12 protein-coding genes are annotated in these 13,639 nt (G+C 56.5%); 9 read left to right on the top strand and 3 right to left on the bottom strand.

From position 1 onward, the window contains the following. Window positions 1-113 precede the first annotated feature (113 nt). From IAE27_RS22760 to IAE27_RS22725, 8 genes are all read left to right on the top strand, one after another. The gene (locus IAE27_RS22760; protein ID WP_016809851.1) at window positions 114-692 is read left to right on the top strand and encodes a YecA family protein; all 579 of its coding nucleotides are present in this window, start codon (window positions 114-116) and stop codon (window positions 690-692) included. A gap of 28 nt (window positions 693-720) precedes the next feature. Further along, window positions 721-2,037: a Xaa-Pro aminopeptidase gene (gene pepP, locus IAE27_RS22755; protein WP_105889164.1), complete on the top strand. Its 1,317-nt coding sequence runs from the start codon at window positions 721-723 to the stop codon at window positions 2,035-2,037. Next, complete coding sequence (ubiH, locus tag IAE27_RS22750; protein WP_004115293.1) at window positions 2,034-3,212, top strand: 2-octaprenyl-6-methoxyphenyl hydroxylase; 1,179 nt, start codon at window positions 2,034-2,036, stop codon at window positions 3,210-3,212. The genes pepP and ubiH overlap by 4 nt, the downstream gene beginning before the upstream one ends. Before the next feature lie 10 nt (window positions 3,213-3,222). Continuing rightward, on the top strand, window positions 3,223-4,425 hold the full coding sequence (gene ubiI, locus IAE27_RS22745) for an FAD-dependent 2-octaprenylphenol hydroxylase (RefSeq protein WP_064372035.1): 1,203 nt from the start codon (window positions 3,223-3,225) through the stop codon (window positions 4,423-4,425). A gap of 420 nt (window positions 4,426-4,845) precedes the next feature. Beyond that, window positions 4,846-5,940 (top strand): glycine cleavage system aminomethyltransferase GcvT, encoded by a 1,095-nt coding sequence (gene gcvT, locus IAE27_RS22740; RefSeq protein ID WP_004105587.1) that lies wholly within the window; start codon window positions 4,846-4,848, stop codon window positions 5,938-5,940. A 22-nt stretch (window positions 5,941-5,962) separates the two neighbouring features. Continuing rightward, entirely contained in the window at window positions 5,963-6,352 is a 390-nt protein-coding gene (gene gcvH / locus IAE27_RS22735) for a glycine cleavage system protein GcvH (RefSeq protein ID WP_004105585.1), read from the top strand. 144 nt (window positions 6,353-6,496) lie between these two features. Beyond that, window positions 6,497-9,370, top strand: coding sequence for an aminomethyl-transferring glycine dehydrogenase (gene gcvP / locus IAE27_RS22730; RefSeq protein ID WP_023321616.1), 2,874 nt, complete (start codon window positions 6,497-6,499; stop codon window positions 9,368-9,370). 60 nt (window positions 9,371-9,430) lie between these two features. Further along, window positions 9,431-10,174 carry an SDR family oxidoreductase gene (locus IAE27_RS22725; RefSeq protein ID WP_004105581.1) on the top strand — a complete coding sequence of 248 codons (744 nt, stop codon included), beginning with the start codon at window positions 9,431-9,433 and terminating at the stop codon, window positions 10,172-10,174. Window positions 10,175-10,283: 109 nt separating this feature from the next. On the opposite strand, the gene IAE27_RS22720 is transcribed toward IAE27_RS22725, so the two are convergent. The 3 genes from IAE27_RS22720 to IAE27_RS22710 form a co-directional block, all read right to left on the bottom strand. Next, entirely contained in the window at window positions 10,284-10,775 is a 492-nt protein-coding gene (locus tag IAE27_RS22720; RefSeq protein WP_004105578.1) for a protein disulfide oxidoreductase, read from the bottom strand. Window positions 10,776-10,962: 187 nt separating this feature from the next. Next, window positions 10,963-12,396, bottom strand: a complete 1,434-nt coding sequence (locus IAE27_RS22715; RefSeq protein WP_004105576.1) for a 6-phospho-beta-glucosidase — start codon at window positions 12,394-12,396, stop codon at window positions 10,963-10,965. Between the two features lie 120 nt (window positions 12,397-12,516). Continuing rightward, the gene (locus tag IAE27_RS22710; RefSeq protein ID WP_064352017.1) at window positions 12,517-13,245 is read right to left on the bottom strand and encodes a MurR/RpiR family transcriptional regulator; all 729 of its coding nucleotides are present in this window, start codon (window positions 13,243-13,245) and stop codon (window positions 12,517-12,519) included. A 50-nt stretch (window positions 13,246-13,295) separates the two neighbouring features. On the opposite strand from IAE27_RS22710, the gene yqfB reads away from it, so the two are divergent. After that, window positions 13,296-13,607, top strand: a complete 312-nt coding sequence (gene yqfB / locus IAE27_RS22705; protein ID WP_004105571.1) for a N(4)-acetylcytidine aminohydrolase — start codon at window positions 13,296-13,298, stop codon at window positions 13,605-13,607. The last annotated feature ends 32 nt before the right edge of the window (window positions 13,608-13,639 follow it).

Genomic DNA, 13,639 nt, shown 5'->3' with positions numbered 1-13,639 from the left:
GAAGGGGCGACACTATAGCTACCCTGGTTCTAAGATACAAGCCCTATTCTGGTTCACCAGGGTCCAAAGTGGTAGCATATCATGAATATTCCTCCCAACGATGACGAATGCGCATGTCTATACAGAACGAAATGCCTGGTTACAACGCTGTAGACCAGTTACTGAACCAACAAGGGGTAGGATTAACCCCTGCCGAAATGCACGGTCTGATCAGCGGGATCCTGTGCGGCGGCAATAAAGACAGCAGCTGGCAGCCGTTGGTGCACGACCTGACCAACGAAGGCCTGGCTTTTGGGCATGAGCTGGCGCAGTCGCTGCGTAACATGCATTCCGCCACCAGTGATTCGCTGGAGGACGACGGCTTCCTATTCCAGCTATACCTCCCGGATGGCGATGAGGTGAGCGTGTTCGATCGCGCCGATGCGCTGGCGGGTTGGGTGAACCATTTTCTGCTTGGGCTGGGCGTAACGCAGCCCAAGTTGGATAAAGTCAAAGACGAAACGGGTGAAGCCATCGACGATCTGCGCAATATTGCTCAGCTCGGGTATGACGAAGACGAGGATCAGGAAGAGCTCGAAATGTCTCTGGAAGAGATTATCGAATACGTACGCGTTGCCGCGTTGCTGTGTCACGACACTTTCTCTCTCCAGAAACCCACTGCGCCGGAAGTGCAAAAACCGACGCTACACTAATTAATCATTAAATCGTTCAGGGGGCGTCATGACTCAGCAGGAATTTCTCTCTCGTCGCCAGGCTCTACTGGCGCAGATGCAGCCAGGCAGCGCCGCGTTAATTTTTGCCGCGCCGGAAGCGGTACGCAGCGCAGATTCGGAATATCCCTACCGCCAGAGCAGCGATTTTTGGTACTTCACCGGCTTTAATGAGCCTGAAGCGCTGCTGGTATTGATTAAAAGCGATGAGACGCATAACCACAGCGTGTTGTTTAACCGCGTGCGCGATCTGACTGCTGAAATCTGGTTTGGCCGACGCCTTGGGCAGGATGCCGCGCCTGAGAAGCTGGGCGTCGATCGCGCGCTGGCATTTAGTGAAATCAATCAGCAGCTGTTCCAGCTCCTTAACGGCCTCGATGCTATCTATTTTGCGCAGGGCGAATATGCCTACGCCGACGAAATCGTATTCAACGCGCTGGAAAAACTGCGCAAAGGCGTGCGGCAGAATCTGCAGGCGCCAAACTCGGTCATTGACTGGCGGCCGATGGTGCATGAGATGCGCCTGTTTAAGTCGGCGGAAGAGCTGGAGGTGATGCGCCGCGCAGGCGAGATCTCCGCCCTTGCGCATACCCGCGCCATGGAAAAATGCCGTCCGGGGATGTTTGAATATCATCTTGAAGGCGAGATCCTCCACGAGTTCAACCGTCACGGCGCGCGCTATCCCTCTTACAACACCATCGTGGGCAGCGGCGAAAATGGCTGCATCCTGCACTACACCGAAAACGAAAGCGAACTGCGCGATGGCGATCTGGTGCTGATTGACGCTGGTTGCGAATATCGCGGCTATGCGGGCGATATCACCCGAACCTTCCCGGTAAACGGCAAGTTTAGCCCGGCGCAGCGCGAGATTTACGATATCGTTCTTGAGTCTCTGGAAACCTCGCTGAAGCTTTATCGCCCCGGCACCTCCATTAACGAGGTTAATCAGCAGGTAGTGCGGATCATGATTACCGGCCTGGTGCGTTTGGGGATCCTGAAAGGTGAAATTGATGAGCTAATTGCTAATAACGCTTATCGTCCTTTCTTTATGCATGGCCTGAGCCACTGGCTGGGGCTCGACGTACATGATGTCGGCAACTATGACGTCGACCGCTCGCGTATTCTCGAACCGGGAATGGTGCTGACCGTGGAACCGGGGCTGTATATCGCGATGGATGCCGACGTCCCGGCCCAGTACCGCGGCATCGGCATTCGTATTGAAGACGACATCGTCATTACTGAAGACGGTAATGAAAACCTCACCGCTGGCGTAGTGAAAAAAGCGGATGATATCGAGGCGCTGATGGCGGCGGCGCGCCAGCTATGAGCGTACTGATCGTTGGCGGCGGAATGACCGGCGCGACGCTGGCGCTGGCAATATCTCGTCTGACCGGCGGTAAGCTGCCGGTGCACCTGATTGAAGCAACAGCGCCGGAATCTGCCCGGCATCCGGGCTTTGACGCCCGGGCAATCGCACTTGCTGCCGGCACCTGTCAGCAGCTGGCTCGCGTTGATATCTGGCAGGAAATTGCCGACCGCGCCACGGCTATTCAGCGCGTTCACGTCAGCGATCGCGGCCACGCGGGGTTTGTGACGCTCGAGGCTAAGGACTATGGGCTGGCGGCGCTGGGTCAGGTGGTTGAGCTGCACGACGTCGGCCAACGCTTGTTTGCCCAGCTGCGTAAAGCGCCGGGCGTGACGCTACACTGTCCGGCAAAAGTGGAAAATGTTAGCCGCAGCGAAGAGAGCGTAAGCCTGGTTCTGGACAACGGCGAAACGCTCAGCGGTAAACTGCTGGTCGCGGCCGATGGCTCGCGCTCAACGCTGGGGACCCGCTGCGGTATCAGCTGGCAGCAAGAGCCCTATGAACAGCTGGCGATTATTGCCAACGTCAGTACGGCTGTGCCGCACAACGGGCGCGCCTTCGAGCGTTTTACCCAACACGGCCCGCTGGCGATGCTGCCCATGTCGCAGGGCCGCTGCTCCCTGGTGTGGTGTCATCCGCAGTCGCGGCAAGAAGAGGTTCTGAGCTGGTCGGACGAACGCTTCTGTCATGAACTTCAGCAGGCATTCGGCTGGCGTCTTGGCCGGATCGTCCAGGCAGGCAAGCGCAGCGCGTATCCGCTCTCGCTCACCCGAGCTACCCGCACCATTGCCCATCGTCTGGCGCTGGTCGGCAATGCGGCGCAAACGCTGCATCCTATTGCCGGACAGGGTTTTAACCTTGGCCTGCGCGACGTGATGAGCCTGGCGGAAATGCTGGCGCAGACGCATGCCGAAGGAGAGGATCCGGGTGGCTATTCGCTACTGAGCCGCTATCAGGCCCGCCGCGCCGCAGATAAAGCCGCCACCGTCGGTGTGACCGATGGGCTGGTGCATCTGTTCGCTAATCGCTGGGCGCCGCTGGTGGCGGGGCGCAACGCAGGCCTGATGGCGATGGAATTATTTACCCCGGCGCGCGATGCGCTGGCGCAGCGTACCCTCGGTTGGGTCCCCCGTTAAGGAGTGAAACGTGCAAAGTGTTGATGTCGCTATTGTTGGCGGTGGAATGGTGGGGCTGGCGGTTGCCTGTGGTTTGCAGGGCAGTGGACTGCGCGTCGCCGTGCTGGAGCAGGCCGCGCCGCAGCCGTTAAGCGCGGATGCGCCGCCGGCGCTGCGGGTGTCGGCAATTAATGCCGCCAGCGAGAAGCTGCTGAACAAACTGGGCGTCTGGGAGGACATAGTCGCCCGGCGCGCCAGCTGCTACCACGGTATGGAAGTGTGGGACAAAGACAGTTTTGGCCGTATCAGCTTTGATGACCAGAGCATGGGCTTTAGCCACCTTGGGCATATTATTGAAAACGCCGTGGTGCATCATGCTCTGTGGCAAAAAGCGCAGCGCTGTGCTGACGTCACGCTACTGGCCCCGGCGCAGCTGCAGCAGGTCGCGTGGGGCGAGAATGAGGCCTTTCTTAGCCTGCAGGACGGCAGCATGTTAACCGCCCGGCTGGTGGTTGGCGCCGATGGCGCCAATTCGTGGTTGCGTAATAAAGCCGATATCCCGCTGACCTTTTGGGATTATCAACATCATGCGCTGGTTGCCACTATTCGCACCGAAGAGCCGCACGAAGCGGTGGCGCGTCAGGTATTTCACGGCGATGGTATTCTGGCGTTCCTGCCGTTAAGCGATCCTCATCTCTGTTCTATTGTCTGGTCGTTGTCTCCTGAAGAGGCGGAACGAATGCGGCAGGCAGACGAGGCCGCTTTTAATCAGGCGCTGAATATTGCCTTCGATAACCGTCTGGGTTTGTGTTCCGTAGAGAGCGAACGTCAGGTTTTTCCGCTCACCGGCCGCTACGCGCGGCAGTTTGCCGCCCACCGTCTGGCGCTGGTTGGCGATGCCGCCCATACCATTCATCCGCTGGCGGGGCAGGGCGTTAATCTTGGCTTTATGGATGCCGCCGAACTGATTGATGAGCTGAAGCGCCTGCATGCGCAGGGCAAGGACATCGGCCAGCATCTCTATCTGCGTCGCTATGAGCGCAGCCGCAAGCACAGCGCTGCGGTGATGCTCGCAGGGATGCAGGGCTTCCGCGACATGTTCTCCGGCAGCCATCCGGCGAAAAAGCTGCTGCGCGATATTGGACTCAAGCTGGCGGATACTCTCCCTGGCGTGAAGCCGCAGCTTATTCGACAAGCAATGGGGCTAAACGATCTCCCGGCCTGGTTACGTTAAGTACGTCACACTTCTCTCTCCCGGCCTGCGCGCCGGGTTTTCCCTCTCATTTGAAATAATCTAATTTCACCTCTTTTTTCGCATTAGTTTTATTAATGTCACCTTTTTTTTGTTATAGAAATTAGGCTCATATTTTCGCAGAAAATATCATCATGTTCTGCTTTTTTAACGCTGTTGTTTGTTTTTGTGCGGGCTTAATCGCTTTTTTATAGGTAAAAATTCTGTAGCCTCTTCGGGTGATTTTGGTCATAAGCTAATGTGATGTCCTGACCGGGCTTATGGTTTAGTGCGGATATCGGTGGTAAGTTCAGGCCAAAGAGAACGTTTGCGTCGGCATCCGTTTGCGATGCTGGCGGCGCGTTTCGTGGCGCAATATTGGCAAAAATAGTGGCTGGTTCCGTTTTATTCGATGAGGAAAAGATGGCTCAACAGACTCCGTTGTTTGAACAACACACGCTATGCGGCGCGCGCATGGTGGATTTCCATGGCTGGATGATGCCGCTGCATTACGGATCCCAGATCGATGAGCACCATGCGGTGCGCGGTGATGCCGGAATGTTCGATGTGTCGCACATGACCATCGTTGATTTTCACGGCAGCCGAATTCGCGAGTTCCTGCGCTATTTGCTGGCTAACGACGTGGCGAAGCTCACCGTCCCGGGCAAAGCGCTCTATAGCGGCATGCTGACCGCCTCTGGCGGCGTCATTGACGACCTGATTGTTTATTTCCTTTCTGAAGATTATTTCCGCCTCGTTGTTAACTCCGCCACCCGTGAAAAAGACCTCGCCTGGATCACTCAGCAGTCTGAATCCTATGGTCTTGAAATGACCGTGCGTGACGATCTTTCCCTGATCGCTGTACAAGGTCCAAAGGCAAAAGAGAAAGCGGCGACGCTGTTTACCGACGCGCAGCGCCAGGCTGTAGAAGGCATGAAGCCTTTCTTTGGCGTGCAGGCGGGCGATCTGTTTATTGCCACCACCGGCTATACCGGCGAAGCGGGTTATGAAATCGCGCTGCCGAACGAGCAGGCGGTGGATTTCTGGCGCGGCCTGCTGGACGCGGGCGTTAAGCCGTGCGGCCTTGGCGCGCGCGATACGCTGCGTCTGGAAGCGGGAATGAATCTTTATGGCCAGGAGATGGACGAAGGCGTCTCTCCGCTGGCGGCTAACATGGGCTGGACCATTGCCTGGGAGCCTGCTGACCGTGACTTTATCGGGCGTGAGGCGCTGGAACTCCAGCGTGAAAAAGGCACCGAACAGCTGGTCGGTCTGGTGATGACCGAGAAAGGCGTTCTGCGCGGCGGCCTGCCGGTACGCTTCAGCGATGCCGAGGGCAATCAGAAAGAAGGCATTATCACCAGCGGGACCTTCTCCCCGACGCTGGGCTACAGTATTGCCCTGGCGCGCGTACCGGAAGGCATCGGTGAAACCGCCGTGGTGCAGATTCGCAACCGCGAAATGCCGGTCAAAGTGACGAAACCCGTTTTTGTACGCAACGGCAAAGCCGTGGTGTGATTTCCCATTTGGAGATGAATTAATGAGCAACGTACCAGCAGAACTGAAATACAGCAAAGAACACGAATGGCTGCGTAAAGAAGCGGACGGTACCTATACCGTCGGAATCACCGAGCACGCGCAGGAGCTGCTTGGCGATATGGTTTTCGTTGACCTGCCTGAAGTGGGCGCCGCCGTTGAAGCGGGCGCCGACTGCGCGGTGGCCGAATCCGTCAAGGCGGCTTCCGATATCTACGCGCCAATTAGCGGCGAAATCGTTGCCGTCAATGAAGAGCTGAACGACTCGCCTGAGCTGGTCAACAGCGAGCCGTACACCGGCGGCTGGATTTTTAAAATTAAAGCCAGCGATGAAGCTCAGGTTGCCGCGCTGCTGGATGCGACCGCATACGAAGCTCTGTTAGAAGACGAATAAATACGCATCTTCCTTCACGTAGCAGTGGCGTTGGCTTCCTGCAACGCGAATGATTTTGCATATTCTGGCCCGGTAAGCATCAGTGCTCGCCGGGCAAACCAGTCAGACAATCACGATTCACCGCACGTTCAGGAACCATCGCTCATGACCCAGACTTTAGGCCAGCTTGAAAACCGTGACGCCTTTATTGAACGTCACATCGGCCCGGACGCCCGACAGCAGCAGGAGATGCTGAATACCGTTGGCGCCGATTCGCTTAACGACCTGATTGGCCAGATTGTGCCGCAGGATATTCAGCTGGCGACGCCGCCGCAGGTGGGCGAAGCAACCACGGAATTCGCCGCGCTGGCGGAGCTGAAGGCGATTGCCGGTCGTAACAAGCGCTTCAAGTCATACATTGGCATGGGTTACACCGCCGTGCAGCTGCCTCCGGTTATTCAGCGCAATATGCTGGAGAACCCGGGCTGGTATACCGCCTACACGCCTTATCAGCCGGAGGTTTCCCAGGGTCGCCTGGAATCACTGCTGAACTTTCAGCAGGTGACGCTCGACCTGACCGGTCTGGATATTGCTTCGGCCTCGCTGCTGGACGAAGCCACTGCCGCCGCGGAAGCGATGGCAATGGCCAAACGCGTGAGCAAACTGAAAAACGCTAACCGTTTCTTTGTTGCCGCCGATGTTCATCCGCAGACGCTGGACGTGGTACGTACCCGCGCAGAAACTTTCGGTTTCGATGTGATTGTCGATGATGCCGAGAAAGCCCTCGACCATCAGGACGTCTTCGGCGTGCTGCTGCAGCAGGTAGGGACGACCGGCGAGGTTCATGATTACAGCAAACTGATTGCTGATCTGAAAGCGCGCAAAGTGATTGTCAGCGTCGCAGCCGATTTTATGGCGCTGGTTCTGCTGACGGCTCCGGGCAAGCAGGGCGCGGACATTGTGTTTGGCTCCGCCCAGCGCTTCGGCGTACCTATGGGCTACGGCGGCCCGCACGCGGCGTTTTTTGCCGCAAAAGATGAATTCAAACGTTCCATGCCGGGCCGTATTATCGGCGTATCGAAAGATGCGGCGGGCAATACCGCGCTCCGCATGGCGATGCAGACCCGCGAGCAGCATATCCGCCGCGAGAAAGCGAACTCCAATATCTGTACCTCCCAGGTACTGCTGGCCAATATTGCCAGCCTGTACGCCGTGTTCCACGGCCCGGCCGGCCTGAAGCGTATCGCCAGCCGCATTCATCGCCTGACCGATATTCTGGCCGCAGGTCTGCAGAAAAAAGGCCTCAAGCTCCGCCATGCGCACTACTTTGACACCCTGTGCGTGGAAGTGGCTGATAAAGCGGCTGTGCTGGCGCGGGCGGAAGCGCTGCAGATCAACCTGCGTAGCGATATTCATCACGCCGTCGGGATCACGCTCGACGAAGCCACCACTCGTGAAGACGTTCTGAACCTGTTCCACGCTATCGTTGGCGACGATCGTGGCCTGGATATCGACGCTCTGGATAAAGACGTGGCACTGGACAGCCGTTCAATCCCGGCCAGCATGCTGCGCGACGATGCGATCCTCACTCATCCGGTGTTCAACCGCTATCACAGCGAAACCGAGATGATGCGCTATATGCACGCGCTGGAGCGTAAGGATCTGGCGCTGAACCAGGCGATGATCCCGCTGGGCTCCTGCACGATGAAGCTGAATGCCGCCGCCGAGATGATCCCTATCACCTGGCCGGAATTTGCCGAACTGCATCCGTTCTGCCCGGTCGATCAGGCCGAAGGCTATCACCAGATGATCGCTCAGCTCTCCGACTGGTTAGTTAAGCTGACCGGCTATGATGCGGTATGCATGCAGCCGAACTCCGGCGCGCAGGGTGAATACGCGGGCCTGCTGGCGATTCGTCATTATCACGAAAGCCGCAACGAAGGACATCGCGATATCTGCCTGATCCCAAGCTCCGCACACGGTACCAACCCGGCTTCCGCGCAGATGGCGGGGATGCAGGTGGTGGTGGTCGCCTGCGATAAAAACGGCAATATCGACCTGGCGGATCTGCGGGCCAAAGCCGAGCAGTATGCGGCGAACCTCTCCTGCATCATGGTCACCTATCCTTCCACCCACGGCGTCTACGAAGAGACCATCCGCGAAGTGTGTGAAGTGGTGCATCAGTTTGGCGGCCAGGTTTACCTTGACGGCGCGAACATGAACGCCCAGGTCGGCATTACCTCTCCAGGCTTTATCGGCGCGGACGTCTCGCACCTTAACCTGCATAAAACCTTCTGCATTCCGCACGGCGGCGGCGGTCCCGGGATGGGACCTATCGGCGTCAAATCGCACCTGGCGCCGTTTGTACCGGGCCACAGCGTGGTGCAAATTGAAGGCATGCTGACCCGTCAGGGCGCAGTTTCCGCCGCGCCGTTCGGCAGCGCCTCCATTCTGCCGATCAGCTGGATGTATATCCGGATGATGGGAGCAGAAGGGCTAAAACAGGCAAGCCAGATGGCGATTCTGAACGCCAACTACATTGCTACCCGTCTGAAAAACGCGTTCCCGGTGCTGTATACCGGCCGTGACGGTCGCGTGGCGCACGAATGTATTCTGGATATTCGTCCGCTGAAAGAAGAGACCGGCATCAGCGAGCTGGATATCGCTAAGCGACTGATCGATTATGGTTTCCACGCCCCTACCATGTCCTTCCCGGTCGCCGGCACGCTGATGGTGGAACCGACCGAATCGGAAAGCAAAGTGGAGCTGGACCGCTTTATCGATGCGATGCTGGCGATTCGCGGCGAGATCGACCGCGTGAAAGCCGGCGAGTGGCCGCTGGAGGATAACCCGCTGGTGAATGCGCCGCATACTCAGGGTGAACTGGTGAGCGAGTGGAACCATCCGTACGCTCGTGAACTGGCGGTGTTTCCGGCCGGGCTGAACAATAAATACTGGCCGACCGTTAAGCGTCTGGACGATGTTTACGGCGACCGCAATCTGTTCTGCTCCTGCGTACCGATGAGTGAATATCAGTAATCTGCTGATTAGGCTATTTTTTAAAGGCGCTGCGGCGCCTTTATTTTTTGGGAGAATGGTATGACGATAGCATTGGTGACGGGCGGTAGCCGCGGAATAGGTAAAGCGACGGCGCTGCTGCTGGCGCAGGAAGGCTATACCGTGGTAGTGAATTACCATCAGAATAGCGCTGCCGCGACCGACGTGGTGAATGAGATTCGCGCCTGCGGCGGCAACGCCGTTGCGCTCCGGGCGGACGTCAGCGATGAAGCACAGGTGATGGAGATGTTCGCCGCTATCGACCGCCTCGGTGAACCGCTTTCCGCGCTGGTCAATAACGCCGGGATTTTATTTACCCAGGGGACGATTGAAAGCCTTTGCGCCGAGCGAATTAACCGGGTGCTGGCCACCAATGTTACCGGCTACTTCCTTTGCTGCCGGGAGGCGGTAAAGCGGATGTCGCACAAGCATGGCGGTAAAGGTGGGGCGATTGTGAATGTTTCATCCGCAGCATCGCGCCTCGGGGCGCCGGGAGAGTACGTGGATTATGCCGCTTCAAAAGGCGCGGTTGATTCCCTGACCACCGGATTGTCGCTGGAGGTCGCGGCGCAGGGCATTCGGGTTAACGGCGTGCGCCCCGGATTAATCTATACCGATATGCACGCCAGCGGCGGCGAGCCGGGACGCGTGGATCGCGTCAAGTCGATGCTGCCCATGCAGCGCGGCGGGCAGCCGGAAGAGGTGGCGCAGGCGATCGTCTGGCTACTGAGTGATAAGGCCTCCTACGTTACCGGCAGCTTCCTCGAGCTGGCGGGCGGGAGATAGCAGGCAATCCATTTCCCGGGGCGCGGCTAACGCCTTGCCCAGGGAACAAAATCGGTATATCGCAGCGAACGGGTAGCCCTGCTAAGCGCAGCGCGAGCAGGGAAATACGCTATGACGCCAGCCATAGCCGCAGGCGCATTCCCCAGTTGCTGGTCCAGCCGGTGGTGACTGACTTCACCTCACCGCGCGAGATAACGATAAGGGTCGGCGTGACCTGTACCTCCCACCCTTGGGATAGCTGACCGCTGGCGTCATTGATCGTCGGCAGCGCTATTTTTTTATGCGCCAGCCAGCGCGCCAGGGTGGCGTTATCGCCCGAACGTAACGCTACCGTCATAACATTACCGCCATCGTCGGCTAAAGCAGCCACCGACGGGGTGGTATAGCGGCATACGCTGCACCAGGTTGCCCAGACGTATAGCAATAAGGGACGCTCCTGGCTCATTGCCGCCAGATCGACCGTTCGGCCATCAAGCGTTTGCAGCGGCATGCTGGAGAAATTCTGCGGCAGTGCGGGCCTGCGTAGATAATCCACCGTCAGACTGACGGCGGCAACAATCAGGATCCATGTCAGGAGCTGTCTGAAGACTTTAAGCATCATTTTTCTACATTGTAATGCGCCGTAACGGCCGGCAGCGTGCGGCGTTGATTCACTGAGTAAACGTCAGCAGCTCAACGATTGTTGCGGTTTATCTTATCGGTTGAGGGCGCGTAAGCAACGCTAATGCTGTAAAGAAGTGTCTGTTTTGTGGGAAGTTTTGCCCCTCCCGAGGGGAGGGGCAAGATGATTAAAGTTTCTCGCCGTTGCTGGCGATAACCTCTTTGTACCAGTTAAAGCTCTTTTTGCGCGAGCGGGACATATCCCCGGTGCCGTCGTCATGCTTGTTGACGTAGATGAAGCCGTAGCGCTTGCTGTACTGACCGGTTGTGAAGGAGACGCAGTCGATGCAGCCCCACGGGGTGTAGCCCATGAGTTCAACGCCATCGTAGGTCACCGCTTTGATCATCTCTTCAACGTGAGCGCGAAGATAGTCGATGCGGTAGTCGTCGTTGATGCTGCCGTCTTCTTCTACTTTATCGTACGCGCCAAAGCCGTTTTCGACGATGAACAGCGGTTTCTGATAGCGTTCATACAGTTCGCACAGCGCATAGCGCAGGCCAACCGGGTCAATTTGCCATCCCCAGTCGGAGGCTTTGACATGCGGATTGGGCACGCTGCCTTCAAAGCCGGAAATTGCGTCGCCGGTGCCGCCTTCCGCTCTCACCGCGTTGGTCATGTAGTAGCTGAAACCGAGATACGCACAGGTGCCTTCACGCAGGATTTGCGCATCGCCTTCATCCATTTTGATATTGAAACCGCGGCGTTCCCACTCGTTCAGGACGTAGCTCGGGTAGTAGCCGCGCAGCTGTACGTCGGTAAAGACGTAGCGTTCACGCATCGATTCCTGCGCAAACATCACATCTTCCGGCTTACAGGAGTACGGATAGAGAGGAACCATCGCCAGCATGCAGCCAACCTGCATTTCCGGGTTGATTTGACGCGCCGCTTTCACCGCCAGCGCGCTGGCGACGAATTGATGATGCAGCACCTGGTACATGGTCTCTTCCGGGTTTTCATGTTCGGTATAGACTACGCCGGAGCAGCAGTAGCCAAACAGCGGCGCGCGCCAGTTACGCTGGTTGTTGATCTCGTTGAAGGTCATCCAGTATTTCACTTTGTGCTTATAGCGCTCGAAGACCGTTTCGGCAAAACGCACAAAGAAATCGACCACTTTGCGGTTGGTCCAGCCGCCGTACTGCTGAACAAGATGCAGCGGCATCTCAAAGTGGGAGAGGGTGATAACCGGCTCGATGTTGTACTTCAGCAGTTCATCGAACATGTCATCGTAAAATTTTAACCCTTCTTCATTTGGCTGGGTTTCGTCGCCTTGCGGAAAGATGCGCGTCCAGGCGATGGAAGTACGGAAGCACTTGAAGCCCATCTCGGCGAACAGCTTGATGTCTTCTTTATAGCGGCCGTGGAAGTCGATGGCTTCGTGGTTGGGGTAGTATTTACCCGGCTCGACCTGCTGGGTTATCTCACGCGGTACGCCGTGCGCGCCGCCGGTTAGCACGTCGCAGATGCTCGGGCCTTTGCCGTCTTTATTCCAGCCGCCTTCAACCTGATGTGCGGCGACCGCACCGCCCCATAAAAAGTCTTTTGGTAAAGGGATTTTTTTCATCTTTGCTCATCTCGTCATAATGGCTGTTGGCTGCGAGTCTAACAAAGGGAATATAAATGTCACGATATAACAATTTGCCTGAAATGGAATTTGTTACATCGGAAAAACACCCTGTTATTTTCAGACGAGTTTGCGCGCTAATTTACGGCCCAGCGTTTCCAGAATATAAATAACCGGGATCTGCGTGGTAATATCGTAGACGCCGCCGATGCGCGTTTGCGGAACGTGCCAGGAGAGATTGAAGTCGGCGAGCTTTGCCAGCCGCGAGTGCTCGTGGCTGGTGATGGACATCACTTTACAGCGATGCAGGCTGAACTGGCTGGCAAAGCGCAGGATTTCTTCGGTTTCACCGGAGACCGACAGCACAATAGCCAGAGCATTACGCGCCATATCATTGGTCACCGGAAAATAAGGATCGTCGATATGATTGCTGAATTTTCCGACGTTAGAAAAGAAACGTGCGCCATATTTTGCCAGCGCGCCGGAGGTGCCGGCGCCGACGAAAATAATTCTTTCCGAAGCGAGTATAATATCAACCGCCTGCTCGAGCAGTTGGTCAAATTCATCGTTATTGATGCTTTTAAAAAAGCTCATTATTTCGCTGGCGCCGATATTTGCCTGTTGAGGCTCATTCTGCTCCAGATATAATTTAAAGCGTACGCGAAACTCCGAGTAGCCTTCGCACTGCAGCTTGCGGCAGAAGCGCAGAACGGTAGTCGTGGAGACTCCGGCCGCTTCCGCCAGCTCGCGGATGGTCATGTACATCACTTTGTCGCGATTTTTAATGACGTAGTGATAGACCATCATCTCAAGATTATTGAGACTGGCGATAGCGGCGTGGGAGAAGATACTCACAGTGGCAAACTCACAATTCATAATGACCAGGACGGAATGATATCATGCAGCCAAATGACATAACCTTTTTTCAGCGTTTTCAGGACGACATTCTCGCCGGACGCAAAACGATTACCATCCGCGATGCTGCTGAATCGCACTTTAAAATGGGCGATGTGCTGCGCGTTGGCCGCTATGAAGATGACGGCTATTTTTGCACTATTCGCGTGGTGGCCACCTCAACGGTAACGCTGGATACGCTGACCGAACTGCATGCGCAGCAGGAAAACATGACGCTGGCGCAGCTGCGTGAGGTGATTGCGGAGATCTATCCTGAAGAAAAGCAGTTTTATGTTATTGAATTCGAAAAGCTTTAATAAAATAGTGAACGTCTGTTAGTTGAAATTAT

Origin of the sequence: Klebsiella sp. S69 (assembly GCF_016516145.1) — a bacterium.
Lineage (GTDB): Bacteria > Pseudomonadota > Gammaproteobacteria > Enterobacterales > Enterobacteriaceae > Klebsiella > Klebsiella oxytoca.
The sequence above is the reverse complement of the archived record's forward strand: the minus strand, read 5'-3'. Positions and strand labels throughout refer to the sequence as shown.